Genomic DNA, 22964 nt, shown 5'->3' with positions numbered 1-22964 from the left:
TCCGTCATACCAGGAAAAATTCGCCGAATCCCATCTTTTTCAGTCCCCGACGGTAGGCAATCGAGCTTTTATCCGCCGGGATATGGGCTTCCAGCGTCAAATCCAGCGGCAGGCTTTCCGGGCGCTGGGTTTCGACCATCAGACGGTCTTCTTCAAAAATACGCAGATTGAAGGCATGCACATCTTCCACCGGAATATGCAGATCGAAGTTGCGCGCGATAGGGGCAAACATCCGGGTCACCCGCGATGATACCGGCGACGCGGCGTTCATAATCACCAGTCGGGATTCCCCCGGGAAATGGATCGTCAGCGTGGCGGTAAACGGCAGATGCATTTCAAAATGACGCAGCCACTGGAAGCCCTCCGGAGCCTGGACGTCTGAACTGGCGGGATAGTTGCTCACGGAACTCCAGTAATCGGCCACGAAACCGAACGGCGTCTCCTGCGGCTGATAGGTGGGAACCAGCTGATTATTGGGATCGGCAAAGGTATCGGTGTGGATCCAGGCAAAGTGCGCCACGTCCAGAAATCCTTCCACCTGGCGACCGGCGAAGCCATTCACCTCGAACGCCGGGCAGTTAATCTGCTGGAATCCGTCGTCATCCCAGTGCGGCATGGCGGGCAGCGGTACCGGATTGTCCGGGTCAAAGGCCAGACAGGTCCAGATCAGGCCAAAGCGCTCCTCCACGGCGTAGTTAATCAGGTTCAGCTTCGCCGGAACGGGCTGGTCGGGGCTGGACGGGATACGGTTGCAGCGCCCGTCCTCTCCGAAGCGTAAGCCGTGGTACGGACAAATAATGCCGTGCTCATCGTGAAAGCCCAGCGTCAGCGGCACGCCGCGGTGCGGACAGACATCCCGGGCGACCACGACCTGGTCGTTAATCCGATAAATGACCAGCTGTTCATCCAGCAGGGTTGCTTTAACCGGTGCCGGGCCGATGTCGCAGGCGCGTGCAACCGGATGCCAGCATTTCGCCAGGCGCAGCCAGTCCTCTGGCTCAAAGGTACAGTGGGCGGGTGGAGTCGGTTCTCTTTTCATCGTTGTCCCTCTTGTTCAGCCTAACGGGCCGCCCTGAATGGTTTCGCACAGACCGTTGATGATGCGCTCCCCGGTCTCCTCTTTCAGCTCCTGATACCAGGCCTGCGTCAACGTCATGTCTTTGCCGTGGGTGACGTCGCAGCGTTTGCGCGCCTTCAGCACCAGGTCACGCACCCGGTCGCAGCGCAGCGCTTCGTACTGTCGCAGCGCCAGCGTAATGTTGTGGTTCTCTCGCAGGCATTCGCCCAGCACCACGGCATCTTCCATCGCCGCACAGCCGCCCTGGCCGATATCCGGCGTGGTGCTGTGCCCGGCATCGCCAAGCAGCGCGACGTTGCCGCGCACCAGGGTATCGAACGGTTCGATGTCGTGGATTTCAATCCGGTTAGTGGTGTCAGGATCGAGCGCGGCGATAAGCTTTTGCACCGGCGGCGCCCAGCCGCGGAAGTAGCCCGTGAGATCGGCACGCAGGGTGGTGCGATCTTCTGCCAGACCCGCAGGGAGCGGCACGTCAAAGAAGAAGTAGAAGCGTCCGCCGGAGACGGGCATCAGCGATACGCGTTTGCCCTCACCAACGAAGGTGGTCCACTGGTGCGCCGGGGCAATCTCTTCATCAATCTTCACCAGCCCGTTCCAGTTCACGTAACCGGCGTAGCGGCGCTCCGGCGTATAACCCAGCACATACGGACGAACCGCCGAGTGGCTGCCGTCGGCGGCAATCAGAAAATCCCCGGTTGCCGCGGTGCCATCGGTGAAGGTGACGCTCACGCCCGCGTCATCTTCCCGGACACGTTCGACGCGCTTGCCAAACTGCACGTTATCGCGCCCCCAGAAGTCCAGCATTTCGCGCTGAAGTTCCGCGCGCGAGACGGGGCAGGGACGCCCGCCGGTGCGCTCGACCAGCGGCGCGAGGCTAAAGCGGGTCAGGGTATCGCCGCGCCGGTAATCTTTGTAGGCCATAAAACGCATCGGCCCGCCGTACGTCTCGATGATGTCGCCCATGCCGAGGTGCTGCATGCATTTCACGCCGTTAGGCCAGATGGAGATGGCCGCCCCGACGGGCTTGATCGCTTTGACGGCTTCAAACAAGGTACAGTCGATGCCCGCTTTCTTCAGCGCAACAGCGGCGCTCAGGCCGCCAATTCCCGCACCAATAACGATTGCTTTCATGCTTCTCTCCTTTTGCAGGGTGTAAAGCCATTCAGCAATTTGCGTACCAGGCTGCAAAGGGATGAAAACGGCGTTGAGAAGGGCAGGTTTGCACTGCTAAGGTGCACAGACGCGGTGAGCTTGCCTTTTTTTGAATCAAAAATTTCCAGTTGAGCTATACGGAATCAACTGTTTCACGCTCAGGCAAGGAGTGGCGTGGTTTGTGCAATGACCTGAAAGAGGATAATCAAGGAGATACTATGATCGCACTGCACGACTTTAATTGGCTTCCTGAGAAAGAGGCTCTCGCGCTACTCCACCCCTGCGTGGCGATCCCCGGCTGGGCTGAAGCCCTGGTGCGCGGGCGGCCCTTTTCCCGCCGGGAAGACGTGTTCAGTACGGCACTGGCGCTGACGCAACGCTGGGATGAGACGGCGTTAACGCAAGCCCTGAGCGCCCATCCGCGTATCGGGGAAAAGCCAGCGGGTTCCCAGGCGGAGGCAGCACTGTCGCGGCAGGAACAGGGCGCGGTGAATGACCGCGATGCTGCCCTGACGCAGGCGTTACGGGAAGGAAACGCCCGCTATGAAGCCCGTTTCGGACGGGTCTTTCTTATCCGCGCGAAGGGCCGCAGCGGAGAAGAGATCTTACAGGCGCTGAACGCGCGGCTGGAAAACAACGATACGCAGGAAGTATTGACCGCGCTGGAACAGCTGCGGGAAATTACGCTGCTGCGGCTGGAAGGAGTCATTAGCGAATGAGCACACTCAGCACCCATATTCTCGATATTTCAACGGGGAAACCCGCCGAGGGCGTGACGGTTCATCTTGAGCGGGACGGGGAGATCATGGCGACTGGCGTCACGAACGCCAGTGGGCGCATCACAGAATTCGTCCCGAACCTGGCAAAAGGCCGCTACCGGCTGGTGGCCGAAATCGGTAAGTGGTTTAGCGACACAGGCCGCGAGACGATCTATCCCTGCGCGCAGATTGAGTTTGTGACGGGAGAATCGGCAGACGAGCATTTCCATCTGCCGTTTGTGATTGCGCCCGGCGGCTGGTCAACCTACCGGGGCAGCTGACCACACCTGCACGCCGTTGACCCAGGTTTCGCTGATGTTGCGCTCATCGCCCAGGGTCATCAGCACAAAGAGCTGCTCGTAAATGTCCTGGCAGCGGCGATTGCGCAGGCGCTGCAGCGGCGTTACGTCCGGGTCGATGACGACGAAATCCGCCTCTTTGCCGGGCGTGAAGTTGCCAATCTTCTCGTCAAGCCGGAGGGCGTGCGCGCCGCCCAGCGTGGCGTGATAAAACGCCTCGCTGGCGCGGAGACGGTAGCTCTGGAGCTGACCCACCTTGTACGCTTCCCCCAGGGTACGCAGCATGCTGAAGGTGGTGCCCGCGCCCACGTCAGTGCCGATGCCCATCCGCACTCTGTGCTGCCAGCAGGCGGGCAGGCGAAACAGCCCGCTACCGAGAAACAGGTTCGAGGTGGGGCAAAACGCCACCGCCGAACCGGTGTCATGCAGGCATTGCCACTCGCTGTGGTGCAGGTGGATGGCGTGGGCAAACACGCTGCCCTCGCCGGTCAGGCCGTAGTGGTGATACACGTCCAGATAGCGTTCATGCTCCGGCCAGAGGTCGTTCACCCAGGCCACTTCGTTTGGGTTTTCGCTCAGATGGGTTTGCAGCCAGGTATCCGGAAACTCCTCTCTCAGCAGGCTGACCGCGGCGAGCAACTCGGGGGATGACGTCGGGGCAAAGCGTGGCGTAATGGCATAGCCCAGCCGCCCCCGGTGATGCCAGCGCTGGATCAGCTCGCGCGTCTGCCGGTAGCTCTGTTTCGCGTCCTCGCTCAGGTAGTCCGGCGCGTGTCTGTCCATCATCACCTTCCCGGCGATAAGGCGCATGTTGAGGCGCAGCGCCTCAGTAAACAGAGCCTCGACCGATTCCGGATGCAGCGTGCAGAACACCAGCGCGGTGGTGGTGCCATTGCTCACCAGCTGGTTAATGAAAAATTCGGCGATCTCTTTCGCGTAGGCTTCATCGGCAAACTGGCTCTCCACCGGGAAGGTATAGGTGGTCAGCCACTCCAGCAGCTGCTCGCCAAAGGCGCCGATCATCTCCGTTTGCGGATAATGCACATGGGTATCGATAAAACCGGGCAGCAGCAGCTTGCCGCGCAGGTCAGTGTAGCCTTTGTGGGGGTCAAGATACTGCTCGCCCTCCTGCCAGGGCATGTGCGCCAGAATTTTTCCGTTCTGTATAAACAGCAGCCCGTCCTCAAGGTAGCGCGCGTGTTCGGCAATGGTGTCTGCGCTGTCGCAGACCTGGGCAATGTCAAAAAATGTACCGCGTATCGCAGTATGGTATTCCATCATGGTTCCTGCCTTCGTGTTTGCGTAGCGGGGTGAGAAAGCGCAGCAAGAACAGTGCCAGAATGAACGGGCCGCAGTTACGCTGCGGCCAGAGGAGGAGGGAAGGGTTACTCTTTTTGCGTTGCCACGCGGGAGCTAAACGTCGTCGCGCCTGCCGTCTCGCGATCTTCCCGCGCCAGCCAGCGGTAGGTCACGCCGCCGAGGAAGACGCCGATGAACCAGCTGAAGTTCGCCACCTCATGCAGGGCCGGGATAAAGCTAATCACCAGGCCCACGGCAACGGACGGGATCAGCGCGCCGATGGCTTTCGGGTTAAAGCCGTTGCGATACCAGTATTTGCCCTTTGGCGTGTCATCGAACAGGTCGTCAACCGACACCTTGCCGCGTTTAATCAGGTAGAAATCGGCAATCAGTATGCCGAACAGCGGGCCGATAAACGCCCCGAGCACGTCCAGGGTGTAGTGGATTAACTCCGGTGAGTTGAACAGGTTCCACGGGGTGAGCAGGATCGAGCCGACGGCAGCAATCATTCCCCCGGTGCGGAAGCTGATCTTCTGCGGCGAGCAGTTAGAGAAATCAAAGGCTGGCGAGACAAAGTTCGCCACAATGTTAATCCCGATGGTGGCGGTGATCATCGTCAGCAGGCCAATCGCCACGGCCAGATCGTTACCCACACGGCTGACGGTTTCAATCGGGTCGGTGATCATGCGGCCAAACAGCGACTGGGTACCGGAGACAATCACCACGGTGACGATGGAGAACAGCAGGAAGTTAAACGGCAGACCCCAGCGGTTACCGCGGCGGATCTCCCCCATGCTTTTCCCGTAGCGGGAGAAGTCACCAAAGTTGAGCAGCGGGCCGGAGAAGTAGGAGACCACCAGCGCGGTCGCGGTGATCATCTGCCAGGTTTGCTCGCCCGCGGTGAGGGATTTGCTGGCGAGGGTAAAGGAGATCCCGTCAAAACCGGTCTTGTATACAATCCAGCCCGCAAGGGCCAGCATCACTACGTAGACCGCCGGACCGGCGATATCAATAAAGCGCTTGATGGCGCTCATCCCGTGCCAGAAAACCATCGCCTGCAATACCCACATGATGGCGAAGCAGATCCAGCCCAGATGTGACAGGCCGAGGAACGCGCCGGTGGTGAGTGAAGAGAGCGACGGCCAGAACTTCAGTGCCACCAGCATCAGGGCGTTGGCGGCCAGGTAGGTCTGGATGCCATACCACGCAAAGGCGATAAGCCCGCGGATCACCGCCGGAATGTTCGCCCCAAAGACGCCGAACGCCTGACGGCTGATCACGGCATAGGGCACGCCCGCCATCTGGCTCGGTTTTGCGACCAGGTTGGCGCACAGTTGCACAATACAAATCCCCACCAGCAGGCAGAGTAACACCTGCCAGCTTGCCAGCCCGAGCGTAAAGAAGCTCGCGGCGACCACATATCCCCCCATGCTGTGAACGTCCGACATCCAGAATGAAAAGATGTTGTACCAGCTCCAGTTCTGGTCACGCGTGGGTGCCAGATCCTCATTGCAAAGACGTGGGCTGTAAACCGCACCGGAATCAGCGGCCGTACCCTGCTGCGCGTTTTGACTGTTTGGCATGAAACCTGCTCCTGTGAATGAAAACCCGTTGAGTGGGAGTGCAAACGGTGTTGCAGGATCCAGGCCAAAATAATAAATCTTGTATGCAATATTTTATTTTTATGTATACGATTCGATAACGAAAGGTAAAGCACGGAGTGGTGAATGAACAACGTAAATGGCCTGCAGACCGCGCCAGACCTGCATGACAAAGACGAATCCATCTTTCAGGCGCTGATGACCGCAATTGTCGAACATCAGTTGCTGCCGGGGAGCAAATTGCCGGAAGAGGCGCTGGCCGAGGTGTTTGGCGTGAGCCGTACCGGCATCCGAAAGGTGCTGCAACGACTCGCCGCTGTGCAAATGGTCACCTTAACGCCCAAACGTGGTGCACACGTCGCCAGCCCGACGGTAGAAGAGGCGCGGCACATCTTCCGCACCCGCGCGCTGCTGGAGGTCGCTAATCTGCCGGACGTGCTGGCCCACTGCCAGCCGCCGCATCTGGCAGCACTGGAGGCCATTATTCGTCAGGAGCAGCAGGCGCACGAGGCCTATGACGGCCCGGCGGCGATCCGCCACTCCGCCAATTTTCACATTCAGCTACAGGCCATCTCCGGCAACCAGGTGCTGACGGAGATGGTGACCGGCCTGAGCCAGCGTTCATCGCTGGTGATTGCCACCTGGGGTGCGCCGTGGCGGCAGGGCTGTCGCTGCAACGATCACGAACAGCTGGTGGATCTGCTGCGCCAGAAGGCGCTCCAGCCGCTCAGCGAGGCCTTAATGCACCATTTTGAACATATCGTCGCCAGCCTCTGCTTCGAGCGGGCGGGCGAGTGTCTGCCTGATTTTGCCCGGCTGTTTGCCGGCCACAAGGAGTCGTAATGTCGTCTGTCTGTATACAAGTGATCAACCCCAACACCAGCCTCGCCATGACGGAAACCATCGGTGCGGCAGCCCGTGCGGTGGCTGCACCGGGAACGGAAATCCTCGCGGTCTGCCCGACCGCAGGCGTGCCGTCCATCGAAGGCCACTTTGACGAGGCCATTGCTGCCGTGGGCGTTCTCGAACAGGTCAAACTCGGCAGACAGCAGGGCGTGGATGGTCACGTTATTGCCTGCTTTGGCGACCCGGGTCTGCTGGCGGCGCGCGAGCTGGCCCAGGGGCCGGTGGTAGGGATTGCTGAAGCCGCCATGCATATGGCGACGCTGGTGGCGACGCGCTTTTCGGTGGTCACCACGCTGCCGCGCACGTTGATTATCGCCCGCCATCTGCTGCATCAGTATGGCTTTCAGGACCACTGCGCGGCGCTGCATGCCATCGATCTCCCGGTGCTGGCGCTGGAAGACGGCAGCGGTCTGGCGCAGGAAAAGGTGCGCGCGCGCTGTATACAGGCGCTGAAAGAGGATGGCTGCGGGGCCATCGTGCTGGGCTGCGGCGGCATGGCGACGCTGGCGCAGGAGCTGACGCGCGAACTGCGCGTGCCGGTTATCGACGGCGTCAGCGCGGCGGTGAAGATGGTGGAGTCGCTGGTGGCGCTGGGGCTGTCGACCAGCAAGCACGGGGATCTGGCCTTCCCGGAAAATAAAGCGTTAAGCGGACAATTTCAGGCACTGAATCCATTTTAATTTTTAGGGGTGGCAATGGGGACTTTTGAACAGGATTACCCGCGTGATCTGCGCGGTTACGCAGGCAACCCACCGCACGCGCGGTGGCCGAATCAGGCGCGCATCGCCGTGCAGTTTGTACTCAATTACGAGGAAGGAGCGGAAAACCACGTTCTGCATGGCGATGCCGGATCCGAGCAGTTCCTGTCGGACATCATCGGTGCCGCAAGCTACCCGGACAGGCACATGTCGATGGACTCGCTCTACGAATACGGCAGCCGCGCCGGGTTCTGGCGCATCCACACTGAATTTCAAAAACGCGGTCTGCCGCTGACGGTCTTTGGCGTAGCGATGGCGCTGGCGCGTCATCCGGAAATCGTCGAAGCGATTAAGGCGGCGGATTATGACGTGGTCAGCCACGGCTGGCGCTGGATCCACTATCAGCATATGGACATCGCCCAGGAGCGCGAGCATCTGCATAAAGCGGTGCACGTACTGACCGATCTGTTTGGCAAACCGCCCACAGGCTGGTACACCGGGCGCGATAGCCCCAACACGCGCCAGCTGGTCGTGGAGCATGGCGGCTTCGACTACGACAGCGACTATTATGGCGATGACTTACCCTTCTGGACGGAAGTGGCCTGTAGCGACGGGACCCGTAAACCGCACCTGATTGTGCCCTATACGCTGGATGCTAACGATATGCGCTTTGCCACCGCGCAGGGGTTTAACACCGCCGAGCAGTTTTATACGTATCTGAAGGACAGTTTTGACGTGCTGTACGAGGAGGGGGAGCGCGCGCCGAAAATGATGTCTATCGGCATGCACTGCCGCCTGCTGGGGCGGCCGGGGCGTTTTCGCGCGCTACAGCGGTTCCTGGATTACGTGCAGCAGCATGAGCAGGTGTGGGTCTGTTCCCGCCAGCAGATTGCCGACCACTGGCGGGAGGTGCATCCGTTTCTGAAATAATTGTGCGATGTTTTGCCGGGTGGCGGCTGCGCCTTACCCGGCCTACAGGACGTCGCCTGCCCGGTCGCGTTATGACATCAAACTCACCTGCGCCGCCACGATCCGCCACCCACAGGCAAACCGCACCCATGTCTGCTGCTGGCGGCCGATGCGTTCGCTACCTTCACGGGTAAACTCGGTGCTGCACACGGCATAATTCTCCCCGAAGGTGGTGATGACGGTGTGACGCAACGTTCGCGCCAGCCCGGCTGACGGGCGCGCCGCACGAAAGGCGCGGATTTCTTCAATGCCGTACAGGTTTTCACCTGCCCCCAGACGCACCGTATTTTTGTCGTGCCAGAACAGTTCATCCAGCACGGTAATGTTGTTGCTCACCAGCGCATCTTCATAGCGGTAAAACGCCGCCGTCACTTCGGCTACCACCCACGGCAGGTTAATATCATCGTGATTGATCATGCCGCCACCTCCGCCGGGCGGGCATCGGTGATGCCACTCTCTTCCAGCACGCGCGCGACGCGCAGGCAGGCCTGCTCGTTAAACGGCGCGGCAATCAGCTGCAGGCCAATCGGCATACCCCGGGCGGTGCGTAGCGGAACGGTGGTCACCGGCAAACCCAGGAACGAAATCGGTTGAGTGAGCATGCCCATGCTGGCGCGAATGGGCAGCGGCTGACCGTTAATCTCCATGGTTTGCTCACCGATCCGCGTGGCGCTACGCGGCGTTGCGGGGGCGATCAGGACATCGGCTTGTTCAAACAAGGCGTTGAACGCCTGACGCGCCTGAGCGCGAAACCGCTGGGCCTGAATATACCAGGCGGAAGGGATCATCGCGCCTGCCAGAAGCCGTTCGCGGGAATGGGGTTCAAAACGCTCAGGCTCGCGGCGAAGCGCGGGCAGGTACTGGTTACCCCCTTCCGAGGCGCTGGTGATAAACGCCGCGGAGCGCGCCAGCCCGGCGTCGGGGAACTGCAGCTCCTCCTGCACGTCGAGGGCCTTCGCCACCCGCGCTACGGCGTCCCGGGCCTCCGTGTCGCACCAGGTGGTGAAGTAGCCGCCAAGCGCAGCGCAGCGCAGGCCGTCCAGACCGCGTTCGAGCAGGGGACGCGTCTCCTCGCGCGAGCGTTCTGCCTGAAAACCGTCGCGGGTATCGCGCCCCTGCAGCGCGTCGTACACCGACGCCAGATCGCACACGCGGCGGGCAAAGGGCCCGATATGATCCAGACTCGCCACAAACGGATGGCTACCGGATCGCGACAGGCGGCCAAAGGTGGGTTTCAGGCCATAAATCCCGCACAGGGATGCCGGAACGCGAATGGAGCCGTTGGTGTCGGTGCCGAGCGAAAAATGCACCAGCCCGGCGGCCACGGCGGCGGCTGAACCGCCGGACGAACCGCCCGCGATGCGCGTCAGGTCGTGCGGGTTATTCGTCGCGCCGTAGTGGCTGTTTTCGGTGGTAAAGCCGTAGGCGTAGGCATCCATATTCACCATCCCGGTCAGTAACCCGCCCGCGCTACGCAGCTGACGTACGGCAAAACTGTCAGTGGCCGCGGGAGGGCGCTGGCTGAACAGCTCGGCCCCGGCGAGGGTAGTATGCCCGGCAACGTCAAACAGGTTTTTCACCGCATAGGGCACGCCCGCCAGCGGTGGCAGGGGGCGCTTTTCGCGGCGCAGGGTGTCGATATTCGCGGCCTCGGCGAGCATGCGCGCTTCCGTCACGGCGGTCCAGGCGTTGATCTGCGGGTTCACGCGCGCTATCGCCTCCAGCGTCTGACGGGCAATCTCATGGGCGCTCAGCTCGCCCGCACTCAGCGCCTGCTGGATTGCGCTGATACTCATCTCGTGTAGCGTCATGCTTTATACACTCCTGCGATCTCCAGACGGTCATCGAGCGGCAGCGCCATCAATGGAGCGGCCATGCTGGCAATGCGGCTGAACTGTACCTGTAGCTCGGCGCGGCGGGCATCATCCAGCGTCACGCCAAGAACGGTCTCCATTTGCGCGAGATAGGCATGCCAGTCGGGTTGTTGTGTCGTCATTATTCTCTCCTCAAAATCCGGCGGCCGCGCCGTTGCTGCGCGGATCAAACGCTCCTTCAAACAGCCCGTTGGGGTGGCGAACAATCGCCCCCGCGTGGCCCATGGCTTCACTGAAGTCCGGGAAGATCTCCACGTCGTGTCCACGCGCCCTGAGCTGTGACACGGTCTCACCCGAAAAGCGTCCTTCCAGTTTTAACGTGTCCGACGTTTGTCCCCAGGTACGCCCCAGCAGCCAGCGCGGGCGAGCGATGCTCTCCTGCAGGGGCGCACCCTGGACCACATAGCGGGTAAACAGCGTGGCCTGCGTTTGCGGCTGTCCGTCGCCGCCCATCGAGCCATAGACCATCACGCGCCCGTCCTTGAGGCGCGCTGCCGCCGGGTTCAGGGTGTGGAAAGGCTGTTTGCCCGGCGCGAGGGCCAGAAGATGACTGGGGTCGAGACTGAACGATGCGCCCCGGTTCTGCCAGACGATACCGGTATCGGGCAGTACCACGCCGCTGCCAAATTCGTGATAAATACTCTGGATAAACGACACGGCAAGCCCGCTGTTATCCATCACGCCCATCCACACCGTATCGCCGGGACCTTTGCCGGTGCCCCACGATGCGGCACGGCTGTCGTCAACCCTGTCGGCAAGCGCCTGAAGGGCGGTGGGTGCCAGCAGTGCCTGAATATCCGTTTTCAGCTCGCGCGGATCGGTAATGTGCGCATCGCGCAGGCCAAAGGCCAGCTTGGTGGCTTCAACAATACGGTGAATCGTCCCCGCATCGTCAGCCTCCGCCATATTCAGGCGGTCTGTGATGCCGAGTATCGCCAGCGACACCAGCCCCTGCGTCGGCGGGGCGTGGTTATAAATTTCTCCCTGCTGATGCTGCAACTTCAGCGGCGTGGTGCGCCGGGCGACGTGGGCGTGTAGATCGGCCAGCGTGACCGGCAGGCCCAGCGTCTCCATACCCTGCGCCAGCACCTCCGCCAGCGGGCCGCGATAAAAACTGTCCAGACCGTCTTCCACCAGGCGCGAAAGGGTCGTGGCCATGGCGGGCTGGTAAAAACGGCTCCCGACCGGCGGTGGCTTGCCGTCCACCAGCCAGGTTTCGGCAAAGCCGGGAACGTCCTTTAGCTCGTCAAATTTACTGGCGGTGGCATGCGCCTGTGACGCCGTGACCGGGGTACCGTTTTGCGCGTACTCAATGGCGTCGGCCAGCAGGCGGGACAGCGGCAGCGCCTTGCCCGTCATCTCGCGCGAGACCTTCAGCGCCTCGTCCCAGCCGCTCACCGTGCCGGCAACGGTCAACGCCGCCTGAGGGCCGCGATGGGGGATATGCGGGAGCCCGTCGTAGGCCGCGAGCGTCGCGCGCGATCCCGCCGCACCGCTGGCATCAATGGTGATCGGATCCCCTTCCGGCGGCACGATAAGCCAGAAGCCATCGCCACCCAGCCCGTTCATGTGCGGGTAAACTACGGCAATGGTGGCCGCCGCCGCGACCATGGCTTCTATCGCGCTGCCGCCTTCGCGCAGGACGGCCAGCGCACTCTGGCTGGCAAGGTGGTGGGGGGCAACAGCCATCCCGTGTGTGGAGACATTACTTTGCATGAAGCGTCCTCATAACCCTGAAAGTCACAAGGTGCTGCAAAAGCTGTTCCAGTTCTGAATAAAAAGTTTCATGCCAGTTGCCGCAGAAGCTGGCATGCTTAATGAATAGTGAGTATGAGATGAAACAAACGTTACAGAGGCGTTATGGAACAGCTTGATGAACGACTGAAAGCGCAATACCCGTCACTGTCGCCGCAGGAGCAGCGGGTGGCGGATTTTATTTTCGATCATTTTGACGACCTTATTAGCTATAACAGTGCCGAGCTGGCGCAGCTGAGCGGGGTATCGAAAGCCACGGTGAGCCGTCTGTTCAAGCGTCTGGGCTATGAGAAGTATAAAGAGATGCGTGACGAGCTGCGCACCCTGCGTCAGAGCGGAATGCCGCTTACCGATAACCGCGACGCGGTGCAGGGCAACACGCTACTGGCGCGCCATTATAAGCAGGAGATGGCGAACCTGACCCAGTGGGTCAATGCTCTCGATGCTCAGCAGTTTGCCGACGCCATGGCCTGCATGGTGAAGGCGCGGCGCATTGTCATTATTGGCATGCGTAACGCCTATCCCGCGGCGCTCCACCTGCGCCAGCAGCTGCTGCAGGCGCGCGGTCAGGTGCTGGTGCTCCCTCAGCCAGGCCAGAGCCTGAGCGAAGAACTGGTGGATTTAACCCCTGACGATCTGGTGGTGATGATGGCCTTTCGCCGCCGTCCGCGCATTATCCGCCCGCTGATGCAGCAGCTTCAGAGTAGCGGTATTCCGGTGCTGCTGATGTGCGAGCCGCAGGCGCACAGCCTGTTTCCGCTGGCGAGCTGGCAGCTCTGCGCCCCGCTGGACAGCGTTTCGGCCTATGACAGCTATTCCTCGGTCAACAGCCTGCTCAACCTGCTGGCGAATGCCTTCCTGCATGACAGTCTCGATAAAGGCCGTCCGCGCATTCACGAGATTGCTTCCCTTTATCAGCAACTGGACGAACTCGAACAACGATAATGGGGCGTCAGACTGGTGCTTTGCATTGAAATGGTGCAACGTGGCGGGGCGTGAACATCATCAATTTTTCGCTCCGTCCGCGTTTTATCAGGCTTTATAAGAATATCCCCCGTTTCGCCTCACCTGGCACATTAGTTGCAAAATCACATTCAAAGAATCTTTTGTTTCATGTTAACGTTACGGGGAAGCACCATGAAAAAACTGTTGATTGCACTCGCCGGGGCCGCATGCCTCTTCACACAACTGCCTGCAAAGGCTGACCAGCTTCAGGATATCGAGAAGCGCGGCACCCTCCGCATTGCCGTGCCGCAGGACTTCCCGCCGTTTGGCTCGGTGGGGACCGACCTGCAGCCGCAGGGCTACGACATTGACATGGCACGCTATCTGGCGAAACAGATGAAGCTCAAGCTGCAGCTCGTGCCGGTGACCAGCGCCAACCGTGTGCCGTATCTGCAAACCGATAAGGTGGATCTGGTCATCTCCAGCCTCGGGAAAAACCCGGAGCGCGAGAAGGTGATTGATTTTAGCCGCGCCTACGCGCCGTTCTTCCTTGGCGTGTTTGGCCCGAAAGGGGCCGAGCTGAAAGATGCCGCCGGGCTGAGCGGAAAAACTATCGGCGTGACGCGCGGGGCGGTGGAGGACATGGTACTCACCAGCCTGGCGCCGAAAGATGCCAACGTGAAACGTTACGAAGACAATAACACCACGCTCTCTGCATACCTTTCCGGACAGGTGCAGTACGTGGCGACTGGCAACCTCGTGGTGGCGGCGATTTCCCGCCAGAATGCCGATAAGGCCCCGGTGCCGAGCTTTATGCTGAAAGATTCACCGTGCTTTATCGGCCTGAAGAAAAACGAACCGGCTCTGAAGGCAAAAGTGGATGCGCTGATTGAGCAGGGCATTAAGGACGGCACGCTGAACGGTCTGTCTGAGCAATGGCTGAAGGCCCCGCTGCCGGCAAACCTTGGCGCCTGAGCCGATGACTGAGCAACTTCATTTCTCTGAACTGTGGCCGCACTGGCCGGCGCTGCTGGCGGGATTGTGGGTCACCATCCAGCTGACGGTGATGGCGACCGTCGGCGGGCTGGCGATAGGGATTTTCGGGGCGGCGATCCGCAGCGGACGCCCAACGTGGTACAGCCGGATCTGGGGCGGTTACGTGGAGATTATCCGCAACACGCCGTTTGTGGTGCAGCTATTTTTCATCGTCTTCGGCCTGCCGAATCTGGGCCTGAAGATGACGGCGGGGGAAGCGGCGCTGCTGGCGATGGTGGTGAACCTTGGCGCCTACAGCACTGAGATTATCCGCGCGGGCATTCAGGTAACGCCGAGAGGGCAGTGGGAGGCCGGACGCGTGCTGGGGCTGACCCGCCTGCAGACCTTTATTCGCGTGGTGCTGCCGCCCGCGCTGCAACGTATTTATCCGGCACTGGTGAGCCAGTGCATCATCGTGATGCTCGGCTCGTCGGTGGTGTCGCAGGTCTCGTATGAAGAGCTGACCTTTGCCGCCAACCTGATCCAGTCCAGAACGTTTTTGAGCTTTGAGGTCTATCTGGTGACAACCGGTATTTACTTAGCGCTGTCGATTACCCTGCGCCAGCTGATGATGGCGGCTGGACGGAAATGGCTGGGGGTGCAGGCATGATGACCACCTTTACCGACTGGGACATTATTCGCAACCTGCTGCTGGCCGGACGCTGGACGGTGCTGCTGTCGCTGGTGGCGTTTGTCGGCGGGGCGGTGGTAACGCTGCCGCTCCTGCTGCTGCGCCTGACGGGCGGGCGCACGGTGAAGCGCATTATCCGCGGCTATATCGAGCTGTTTCAGGGCACCCCGCTGCTGATGCAGCTGTTCCTGGCCTTCTTCGGCGTGGCGCTGTTCGGCATTGACGTCTCGCCGTGGACCGCCGCCTCGCTGGCGTTAACCTTTTACACCAGCGCATTTCTGCTCGATATCTGGTACGGCAGCATTCGCGCCCTGCCGAAGGGGCAGTGGGAAGCCTCGCGCTGCCTGGGCCTGACCTTCGGCCAGACCCTGTTTCGCGTGGTCGCTCCGCAGGCGCTGCGCATCGGCATCGCCCCGACGGTGGGCTTTGCGGTGCAGGTAATCAAAGGCACCGCGCTGGCGTCGATTATCGGCTTTATCGAGCTGACCAAGGCCGGGACCATGCTGACCAACGTGACCTATCAGCCGTTCAAAGTCTTTGCGCTGGTGGCGCTGGGCTACTTCATTCTGTGTTATCCGCTGTCGCGCTACAGCCGCTATCTGGAGACGAAATTCAATGCCTCTCATCACCATTAATCAGGTGCAGAAGTACTACGGTAATAACCACGTGCTCAAGGGCGTCGATCTGGATATCGACATGGGCCAGGTGATCTCTATTATCGGGCGCAGCGGATCGGGAAAAAGCACGCTGCTGCGCTGTATCAACGGCCTGGAGGGCTATCAGGACGGCAGCATTAAGCTGGGCGGCATGACCATTACCGACCGGGATTCCCAGGCGCGTGAAATCAGCCGCTCGGTGGGGATGGTGTTCCAGAGCTTCAACCTGTTCCCGCACATGACGGCGCTGGAAAACGTCATGCTCGCCCCGCGTCGGGTGCTGAAGAAAAGTGCTGCCGAATGCCGGGAGCTGGCGCAGCGCATGCTGGAGAAAGTGGGTTTAGGCGATCGTCTGGATTACTACCCGTCGAGCCTCTCCGGCGGCCAGCAGCAGCGCGTGGCGATTGCCCGCGCGCTGGCGATGTCGCCTAAAGTTTTACTCTGTGACGAGATCACCTCCGCGCTTGACCCGGAGCTGGTGGGCGAAGTGCTCAAGGTACTGGAGCAGCTGGCCGCCGAGGGGATGACCCTGATTCTCGTGACGCACGAAATGAATTTTGCCCGCGAAGTGGGCGACCGCGTGGTGTTTATGCACCAGGGGAAAGTCTGGGAGCAGGGCGACAGCAAAACGCTGTTCGCCAACCCACAGACCACGGAACTGAAGCAGTTCATCTCCTCCGTGCGCGGCCTCAACTGATAAGGACTGACTCATGGATATTGTACATTTTCCGCAAATTAACCCGCCGCAGCGTCTGCTGATGGGGCCGGGGCCGATCAACGCCGACCCGCGCGTGCTGCGCGCTATGTCGAGCCAGCTGATTGGCCAGTACGATCCGGCCATGACCCACTACATGAACGAGGTGATGGCGCTCTATCGCGGCGTATTCCGCACTGAAAATCGCTGGACGATGCTGGTCGACGGTACCTCCCGGGCGGGAATTGAAGCGATACTGGTTTCCGCCATTCGCCCGGGGGATAAAGTGCTGGTTCCGGTCTTTGGCCGCTTTGGTCACCTGCTGTGCGAAATTGCCCGCCGCTGTCGGGCGGAGGTACATACCATCGAGGTGCCGTGGGGCGAGGTGTTCACCCCGGACCAGGTGGAGGATGCGATTAAGCGTATTCGTCCTCGCCTGCTGCTCACCGTACAGGGCGACACCTCCACCACCATGCTGCAGCCACTCGCGGAGCTTGGCGCTATCTGCCGCCGCTACGACGTGCTGTTTTACACCGACGCCACCGCGTCCCTCGGCGGCAACGCGCTGGAGACCGACGCCTGGGGGCTGGATGCCGTTTCGGCCGGGATGCAGAAGTGTCTCGGTGGGCCATCGGGTACTTCGCCAGTCACCCTGAGTATGCGGATGGAGGAGGCGATCCGCCGCCGCAAGTGCGTTGAGGCGGGCATTCGCACCGACGCCCACCGCGACGGCGACGAGGAGATGATCTACTCCAACTACTTCGATCTTGGCATGGTGATGGACTACTGGGGGCCGGAACGGCTGAATCACCATACCGAAGCCACCACCGCGCTGTTTGGCGCCCGCGAATGCGCGCGGCTGATCCTGCAGGAAGGGCTTGATAACGGCATTGCCCGCCACAAGCTGCACGGCGATGCGCTCCTGAAGGGCATTCAGGCGATGGGGCTGGAGACCTTTGGCGACCTGAAGCACAAGATGAATAACGTGCTGGGCGTGGTGATTCCACAGGGCGTCAACGGCGACGAGGTGCGTAAGCTGATGCTGGAGGATTTCGGGATTGAAATCGGCACCTCGTTTGGCCCGCTGCACGGTAAAGTGTGGCGCATTGGCACCATGGGTTATAACGCACGTAAGGATTGCGTGATGACCACCCTGAGCGCGCTGGAGTCGGTGCTGAACTACCTGAAATTCACCACCACGCAGGGGGCCGCCATGCAGGCCGCGTGGGACCACTATCGCCGCGAGACGCCGCAATGAGCCCGGCGGCAGAACGGGTGATGGCGCGCGCCGATGCGCTGGCCGCCATCAGCGAAACGCCGGATGCGCTGACCCGGGTCTACCTCTCGGCGCAGCATCTGCAGGCCAACCAGCTGGTTGGACAGTGGATGAGCCAGGCGGGGATGACCGTCTGGCAGGACAGCGTGGGCAATATCTGTGGACGCTATGAAGGTGCTCAGGAAGGGGCGCAGGCGGTGCTGCTCGGTTCGCATCTGGATACCGTGCGCAATGCGGGGCGCTACGACGGTATGCTCGGGGTGCTCACCGCGATTGAAGTGGTGGACAGCCTGCACCAGCAGGGCCTGCACCTGGCGCAGGCCATTGAGATTGTCGGTTTTTGCGATGAAGAGGGCACCCGTTTCGGCATTACGCTGTTAGGCAGCCGGGGGCTGACGGGCACCTGGCCGCAGGACTGGCTGGAAAAAACCGACGCCAGCGGCATCAGCGTGGCGCAGGCAATGGTGCAGGTGGGGCTCGATCCCGGCCGCGTGTCGCATGCCGCACGCCGTCCCGAGGATTTCAGCGCCTACCTGGAGCTGCACATTGAACAGGGGCCGTGCCTTGAGCAGGACGGTCTCGCGCTCGGCGTGGTGGAAGCCATCAACGGCGCGCGTCGCCTGAATTGCCGTTTCACCGGCGAAGCCGGGCACGCGGGAACCGTGCCGATGAACCATCGTAAGGACGCGCTGGCCGCCGCTGCCGAATGGATGGTTCTCATCGAAAATACCACCCGGCAGCAGGGCGGTAATCGGGTGGCGACGGTCGGGGAGCTGCGCTGCCTGCCCGGTGCGGTAAACGTGATCCCCGGTGAGGTGCATCTCTCGCTGGATATCCGCGGTCCGCAGGATGCGCCGCTGGATCGGTTGCTGGCCGAATTGCTGGAAAATGCGCAGGCAATCGCGTCGCGACGCGGACTGCAGTTCAGCGCCGAGGAGTTTTACCGCATCGCCGCCACGCCGTGCGATATCCACCTGCAAAACGTGTTAGGGGAGGCCGTCGAATCGGTGCAGGGGCGTTCACTGTCGCTGCCCAGCGGCGCGGGCCATGATGCGATTGCCATCGCGGAACGCTGGCCGGTAGGGATGCTGTTTGTGCGCTGCAAGGGGGGCGTCAGCCACCACCCGGCAGAGTCGGTGATGGCTGAGGATGTCGCGCTGGCGATTGAGGCGTTTTCGCGAGCGGTGATCCAGCTGGCGGACCGTGTTACTCCAGCCCCAGCGTATATTGCGCGATCTTGAAGTAGATAATCAGCCCGGTACCGTCGATAAGCGTCGCGATAAACGGCGCGGAGACGACCGCCGGGTCAATGCCGCAGCGTTTGAGCACCATCGGAATCACGGACGACACAATCGCGCTCCACAGCGTTATGCACACCAGCGTCAGGCTGACGATAAGCGTGATTTCCAGCCCAATCCCCATTATCCACGCGCGGATACACCCGGCAATCCCGAGCGTCACGGCAATCATCAGCGAAGTGGTCATCTCTTTTCGCAGCACGCGCCCGACGTCGCGAAGATGCACCTCTCCCAGCGCCATGGCGCGCACCAGCGTGGAGGTGATCTGCGTTCCGCTGTTGCCGCCCGTGCCGATCAGCAGCGGAATAAAGAACGCCAGCGCAATGGCGGACTCCAGCGCCTCTTCGAAGTGCTGGATCACCGAACTGGTATAGGCTTCTGCGACAAACAGCAGCAGGAGCCAGACGGAGCGTTTCTTCCACAGGCTGAAGGCGCTGGTTTCCAGATAGGGCTTCTCCAGCGGCAGCGTCGCCCCCTGAAGCTGAGCGTCTTCGGTGACGTCATCTTCCAGCAGATGGGCGATTTCGCGCTCGGTCAGGCAGCCGACGAGCTTGCCGTGGGTGACCACCGGCACCACGTCCGCGCCGCCGTGCGCCAGCTGGCCGGCAACATCGGCACGTTCATCCTCCGGTTTGACCTGTAAAAACTGCGAGATCATCAGCGATTTCACCGGCTGTAGCGGATCGGCGGTTTGCAGCAATTTACGCACCGCAATCATGCCCGCCAGGCGGCCATTGTCTTCAATAAAAATATGTGATGGAATATCGTCGTCTTTTAATTTTGCGAAGAATTGCTCGCGCGCCAGCGCCACGCATAATGCAATATCAAGGACGATAAAATCGGTATTCATATATTGCGCGATGGCGCTGTCATTGAATGCCGGGTTTTGATTGTGAATAGCGTAAGACATAGTGAATTCCCTTTGAATAATAACATCTCTCAGGGGCGAGCAAGACAGGGCATGTCGAAGAGGAGATCCCCACGTCCTGGGTTCAGCACTGTACACCGTATCCCGCAAGGGAAGTTATACTGACAAAGCCTTGATTCGACAGTGCCTGTTTTACCCTGTGTTGGTTCTCTCGAACCCACCAGAGCGATAACGTGTATTTGTACAGGAGCCTCGCCATAACGAGATCGTTGTAAAACGTGAGGGATAATACGCATATTTAATTTTACCGCTCAGGATTTTAAATAATGTTTAAGAACGGTTTAGAAGAATTTTATTAATACGATGTTGAGGGTTTATTTAAGGTTATTCATTTTAAATAAAAGATTAAATCATCACGAGGATGGGGTAAATGGCGTGGTTTGATCATCTGCTTACTCATTTTGCGCTCTATCCGGCACATCTGTTTGCGTTGTTATTCGTGATGGCGCTGGGTAAATCGACGGTACTGATCTCCTCCGTGCTGCCACCCGCCTCGGTGATGCTACTGGCGGGCATCGGCGTCAGCCAGGGGAGCATGCATCCTGGGCTCGCATGGCTTGCCGTGGTAATGGGGGCAACGGTGGGGTCGGTGCTAAATTACCATGTTGGCCAGCTGATGGGACACACCCGGCTGGTCACGCGTTTCACGTCTAAGCATGCCGACAGGTTTTTGCGAGTGCAGCATCAGCTGCAAAAGAACGGTGAAATTGCGCTGTTTACGTCGCGCTTTCTGGCGGTATTGCGTTATATCGTGCCGCTGGCAGCGGGGATGCTCAGGCTAAGCGCCGTGAAGGTCTACGCCGTCAGCCTGCTTTCTGCCTGCGCGTGGGCGGCGCTGTATGTTGGCATCGTCGCTGGCATCAGCGTCTGAATCGGCGAGTAAGGTATTCATCAGATTGAGAAATGCTTCCCGGAAAATTGTCACGAATCTGTCACACTGAATGCGACATTTTAAAACGAGTGAGGAATTAGGGATGAGAAAAGCACTACTCGCGCTGGCAGTCGCCGGTTCCATTTCAGCAACGTTTGGCGTGCAGGCACAAGAGACGCCGGAAGGGTATCAGCTGGAGCAAGTTTTAATCATGAGTCGCCATAACCTGCGCGCACCGCTCGCCAACAACGGCAGCGTGCTGGAGCAGTCCACGCCGAAACAGTGGCCAGAGTGGGAGGTACCGGGTGGTCAGCTCACCACCAAAGGCGGCGTGCTGGAGGTCTATATGGGTCATTACATGCGCGAGTGGCTGGCGCAGCAGGGGATGATAAAGACTGGAGAGTGCCCGCCAGCGGACACCGTTTATGCATATGCCAATAGCCTGCAGCGTACCGTTGCGACCGCACAATTCTTCATTACCGGCGCGTTCCCGGGGTGCGATGTGCCTGTGCATCATCAGGAAAAAATGGGCACGATGGATCCCACCTTTAATCCGGTCATTACCGATAACTCGCCTGAGTTCCGCGAAAAAGCGCTGAAGGCGATGGAGACCGAGCGGCAGAAAATGCAGCTTTCAGAAAGCTATAAGCTGCTGGAGCAGATGACGAACTACGCCGATTCGCCGTCCTGCAAAGAGAAAAAAGTCTGCTCGCTGGCGGACGCGAAAGATACGTTCAGTGCCGACTATGAAAAAGAGCCAGGCGTGTCCGGTCCGCTGAAAGTGGGTAACTCGCTGGTGGATGCGTTCACGCTGCAATATTACGAAGGTTTCCCGGCTGATCAGGTGGCCTGGGGTGAGATCAAGACTGACCAGCAGTGGCGTGTGCTGTCGAAGCTGAAAAACGGCTATCAGGACTCGCTGTTTACCTCCACCGAGGTGGCGCAAAACGTCGCCAAACCGCTGGTGAAATATATTGATAAAGCGCTGGTCACCGATCAGGCGAAAGCGCCTAAAATCACCCTGCTGGTGGGGCATGATTCGAACATTGCGTCGCTGCTGACCGCGCTGGATTTCAAACCGTATCAACTCCACGATCAGCACGAGCGCACGCCAATTGGCGGCAAAATAGTCTTCCAGCGCTGGCATGACATAAACGCTAACCAGGAACTGATGAAAATTGAGTATGTCTACCAGAGCTCAGAGCAGCTGCGAAACGCCAGCGTGCTGTCGCTGGAATCCCCCGCGCAGCGTGTGACGCTGGAGCTGAAAGGCTGCCCGGTGGATGCTAACGGCTTCTGCCCGGTTGATAAGTTTAATGCGGTGATGAACAGCGCGGCAAAATAGAGGATAACCCCCCGCAAAGGCGGGGGGAAACGTTCAGACGTTTTTACGTTCGATGGTCTGTTCGCCCCAGAAGAGCGAGTCTTTGTCCGTCTTTTCGAAGGCGCGAACCAGCACTTCGTCGCTACCTTCTTCCCAAATCTGCTCTGCCAGTTTCTCGTCATATTTCGCGACTTCAAAAATGGCTTCGGCAATCTCCGGAGAGGTATTGCGTAAACTTGCCCATTCACCCACGCGGTGGGCTTTTGATTCCTGAGTTGGCATGCTTGTCCTCCTGTTGAGTTAGCCGTTCAGTTTTTTGGCGAGGCCCGCGACATGCTCACCCTGATAACGGGCGATGGCGAGCTCTTCGTCGCTCGGCTGTCGGGAACCATCGCCGCCGGCAATGGTGGTTGCACCGTAGGGAGTACCGCCACGTACCTGAGAAACATCAAAGAGTTCCTGCGCGCCGTAGCCAATCGGCACAATCACCATCCCATGATGAGCAAGGGTAGTCCAGGTTGAGGTAATCGTCTGCTCCTGACCGCCACCGGTGCCGGTAGAGCTGAAGACGCTGGCGAGTTTGCCGTATAAAGCGCCTGAGGCCCATAGCCCGCCCGTCTGATCGAGGAAGGTGCGCATCTGGCCGGACATATTGCCGAAACGGGTTGGCGTCCCGAAAATAATCGCATCGTAATCTGCCAGCTCCTGAGGCGTGGCGACCGGGGCATTCTGTGTTTTTCCCCCGGCTTTGGCGAAGGCTTCCGCCTGCATGGTTTCCGGTACGCGCTTCACCACAACCTCAACGCCGTCCACCCTGTTTGCACCTTCTGCGACTGCGTGAGCCATGGTTTCAATGTGTCCATACATGGAATAATAGAGCACCAGAACTTTTGCCATTTTGCATCACTCCTCGTTTG

Annotated in this window: 24 protein-coding genes, 1 pseudogene and 1 riboswitch; of the genes and pseudogenes, 14 read left to right on the top strand and 11 right to left on the bottom strand. The window is 60.0% G+C overall.

Annotated elements, in window-relative coordinates; translation table 11 throughout:
- Positions 1–4: 4 nt before the first annotated feature.
- Both hpxD and hpxO read right to left on the bottom strand, forming a co-directional pair.
- The gene (gene hpxD / locus ACOTY9_RS08625; protein ID WP_014883280.1) at positions 5–1039 is read right to left on the bottom strand and encodes a molybdenum cofactor-independent xanthine hydroxylase subunit HpxD; all 1035 of its coding nucleotides are present in this window, start codon (positions 1037–1039) and stop codon (positions 5–7) included.
- A gap of 15 nt (positions 1040–1054) precedes the next feature.
- Positions 1055–2209, bottom strand: coding sequence for an FAD-dependent urate hydroxylase HpxO (gene hpxO, locus ACOTY9_RS08620; protein WP_348565649.1), 1155 nt, complete (start codon positions 2207–2209; stop codon positions 1055–1057).
- Positions 2210–2448: 239 nt separating this feature from the next.
- Between hpxO and uraD the strand changes: the two genes are divergently transcribed.
- Together uraD and uraH are read left to right on the top strand one after the other, a co-directional pair.
- The gene (uraD, locus tag ACOTY9_RS08615; protein ID WP_348565648.1) at positions 2449–2949 is read left to right on the top strand and encodes a 2-oxo-4-hydroxy-4-carboxy-5-ureidoimidazoline decarboxylase; all 501 of its coding nucleotides are present in this window, start codon (positions 2449–2451) and stop codon (positions 2947–2949) included.
- On the top strand, positions 2946–3269 hold the full coding sequence (uraH, locus tag ACOTY9_RS08610; RefSeq protein ID WP_023332642.1) for a hydroxyisourate hydrolase: 324 nt from the start codon (positions 2946–2948) through the stop codon (positions 3267–3269). The genes uraD and uraH overlap by 4 nt, the downstream gene beginning before the upstream one ends.
- Here the strand turns inward: uraH and guaD are convergent.
- Positions 3249–4565, bottom strand: a complete 1317-nt coding sequence (gene guaD, locus ACOTY9_RS08605) for a guanine deaminase (RefSeq protein ID WP_348565647.1) — start codon at positions 4563–4565, stop codon at positions 3249–3251. The genes uraH and guaD overlap by 21 nt on opposite strands.
- Before the next feature lie 107 nt (positions 4566–4672).
- Positions 4673–6169 (bottom strand): NCS1 family nucleobase:cation symporter-1, encoded by a 1497-nt coding sequence (locus ACOTY9_RS08600; protein ID WP_023332644.1) that lies wholly within the window; start codon positions 6167–6169, stop codon positions 4673–4675.
- 144 nt (positions 6170–6313) lie between these two features.
- Here ACOTY9_RS08600 and ACOTY9_RS08595 point away from each other — a divergent pair, with 144 nt between their 5' ends.
- The 3 genes and pseudogenes from ACOTY9_RS08595 (at position 6314) to puuE (ending at position 8721) form a co-directional block, all read left to right on the top strand.
- A complete protein-coding gene (locus ACOTY9_RS08595; protein WP_014883286.1) occupies positions 6314–7030 on the top strand; it encodes a GntR family transcriptional regulator in 717 nt (238 codons plus the stop codon).
- Positions 7030–7901: pseudogene (locus ACOTY9_RS08590) on the top strand (aspartate/glutamate racemase family protein); the annotation flags it as partial. The gene ACOTY9_RS08595 and the pseudogene ACOTY9_RS08590, both read left to right, overlap by 1 nt.
- Positions 7822–8721: an allantoinase PuuE gene (puuE, locus tag ACOTY9_RS08585; RefSeq protein WP_226882748.1), complete on the top strand. Its 900-nt coding sequence runs from the start codon at positions 7822–7824 to the stop codon at positions 8719–8721. The pseudogene ACOTY9_RS08590 and the gene puuE, both read left to right, overlap by 80 nt.
- Positions 8722–8790: 69 nt before the next feature.
- Here the strand turns inward: puuE and hpxZ are convergent, their stop codons facing one another.
- The 4 genes from hpxZ to hpxW are packed head-to-tail and all read right to left on the bottom strand — an operon-like array spanning position 8791 to position 12350.
- Positions 8791–9177 carry an oxalurate catabolism protein HpxZ gene (gene hpxZ / locus ACOTY9_RS08580; RefSeq protein WP_047626838.1) on the bottom strand — a complete coding sequence of 129 codons (387 nt, stop codon included), beginning with the start codon at positions 9175–9177 and terminating at the stop codon, positions 8791–8793.
- On the bottom strand, positions 9174–10571 hold the full coding sequence (locus ACOTY9_RS08575) for an AtzE family amidohydrolase (protein ID WP_348565646.1): 1398 nt from the start codon (positions 10569–10571) through the stop codon (positions 9174–9176). Before ACOTY9_RS08575 ends, hpxZ begins: the two co-directional genes overlap by 4 nt.
- The gene (gene hpxX / locus ACOTY9_RS08570; RefSeq protein WP_023332649.1) at positions 10568–10756 is read right to left on the bottom strand and encodes an oxalurate catabolism protein HpxX; all 189 of its coding nucleotides are present in this window, start codon (positions 10754–10756) and stop codon (positions 10568–10570) included. Before hpxX ends, ACOTY9_RS08575 begins: the two co-directional genes overlap by 4 nt.
- A 10-nt stretch (positions 10757–10766) precedes the next feature.
- Positions 10767–12350, bottom strand: coding sequence for an oxamate amidohydrolase (gene hpxW / locus ACOTY9_RS08565; protein WP_348565645.1), 1584 nt, complete (start codon positions 12348–12350; stop codon positions 10767–10769).
- 144 nt (positions 12351–12494) lie between these two features.
- On the opposite strand from hpxW, the gene hpxU reads away from it, so the two are divergent.
- From hpxU to hpxK, 7 genes are all read left to right on the top strand, one after another.
- Positions 12495–13334, top strand: coding sequence for a MurR/RpiR family transcriptional regulator HpxU (gene hpxU, locus ACOTY9_RS08560; protein WP_348565644.1), 840 nt, complete (start codon positions 12495–12497; stop codon positions 13332–13334).
- Positions 13335–13526: 192 nt separating this feature from the next.
- Positions 13527–14309, top strand: coding sequence for a transporter substrate-binding domain-containing protein (locus tag ACOTY9_RS08555; protein WP_014883294.1), 783 nt, complete (start codon positions 13527–13529; stop codon positions 14307–14309).
- A gap of 4 nt (positions 14310–14313) precedes the next feature.
- Positions 14314–14979 carry an amino acid ABC transporter permease gene (locus ACOTY9_RS08550; RefSeq protein ID WP_023332651.1) on the top strand — a complete coding sequence of 222 codons (666 nt, stop codon included), beginning with the start codon at positions 14314–14316 and terminating at the stop codon, positions 14977–14979.
- Positions 14979–15635, top strand: a complete 657-nt coding sequence (locus tag ACOTY9_RS08545; protein WP_014883296.1) for an amino acid ABC transporter permease — start codon at positions 14979–14981, stop codon at positions 15633–15635. Before ACOTY9_RS08550 ends, ACOTY9_RS08545 begins: the two co-directional genes overlap by 1 nt.
- Positions 15616–16353, top strand: coding sequence for an amino acid ABC transporter ATP-binding protein (locus tag ACOTY9_RS08540; RefSeq protein ID WP_023292833.1), 738 nt, complete (start codon positions 15616–15618; stop codon positions 16351–16353). Before ACOTY9_RS08545 ends, ACOTY9_RS08540 begins: the two co-directional genes overlap by 20 nt.
- Before the next feature lie 13 nt (positions 16354–16366).
- Positions 16367–17608 (top strand): pyridoxal-phosphate-dependent aminotransferase family protein, encoded by a 1242-nt coding sequence (locus ACOTY9_RS08535; protein WP_023338230.1) that lies wholly within the window; start codon positions 16367–16369, stop codon positions 17606–17608.
- Entirely contained in the window at positions 17605–18867 is a 1263-nt protein-coding gene (hpxK, locus tag ACOTY9_RS08530) for an allantoate amidohydrolase (RefSeq protein WP_045134623.1), read from the top strand. The genes ACOTY9_RS08535 and hpxK overlap by 4 nt, the downstream gene beginning before the upstream one ends.
- Here the strand turns inward: hpxK and ACOTY9_RS08525 are convergent.
- Positions 18833–19834 carry a magnesium transporter gene (locus tag ACOTY9_RS08525; RefSeq protein ID WP_421637334.1) on the bottom strand — a complete coding sequence of 334 codons (1002 nt, stop codon included), beginning with the start codon at positions 19832–19834 and terminating at the stop codon, positions 18833–18835. The two genes, hpxK and ACOTY9_RS08525, sit on opposite strands and share 35 nt — an antisense overlap.
- Positions 19835–19894: 60 nt before the next feature.
- A riboswitch (M-box (ykoK) riboswitch) is annotated at positions 19895–20064 on the bottom strand.
- Positions 20065–20222: 158 nt separating this feature from the next.
- Between ACOTY9_RS08525 and ACOTY9_RS08520 the strand changes: the two genes are divergently transcribed.
- Positions 20223–20723: a DedA family protein gene (locus ACOTY9_RS08520; RefSeq protein ID WP_014883299.1), complete on the top strand. Its 501-nt coding sequence runs from the start codon at positions 20223–20225 to the stop codon at positions 20721–20723.
- Positions 20724–20826: 103 nt separating this feature from the next.
- On the top strand, positions 20827–22068 hold the full coding sequence (agp, locus tag ACOTY9_RS08515) for a bifunctional glucose-1-phosphatase/inositol phosphatase (protein WP_248196412.1): 1242 nt from the start codon (positions 20827–20829) through the stop codon (positions 22066–22068).
- A 33-nt stretch (positions 22069–22101) separates the two neighbouring features.
- Here agp and ACOTY9_RS08510 read toward each other — a convergent pair whose 3' ends face one another.
- Positions 22102–22329: a YccJ family protein gene (locus ACOTY9_RS08510; protein WP_014883300.1), complete on the bottom strand. Its 228-nt coding sequence runs from the start codon at positions 22327–22329 to the stop codon at positions 22102–22104.
- 18 nt (positions 22330–22347) lie between these two features.
- Positions 22348–22944, bottom strand: coding sequence for an NAD(P)H:quinone oxidoreductase (gene wrbA, locus ACOTY9_RS08505; protein ID WP_014883301.1), 597 nt, complete (start codon positions 22942–22944; stop codon positions 22348–22350).
- Between the last annotated feature and the right edge of the window lie 20 nt (positions 22945–22964).

The organism is Enterobacter cloacae complex sp. SHL012, assembly GCF_049237505.1.
In the GTDB taxonomy this organism is placed as follows: Bacteria; Pseudomonadota; Gammaproteobacteria; order Enterobacterales; family Enterobacteriaceae; genus Enterobacter; species Enterobacter kobei.
The sequence above is the reverse complement of the archived record's forward strand: the minus strand, read 5'-3'. Positions and strand labels throughout refer to the sequence as shown.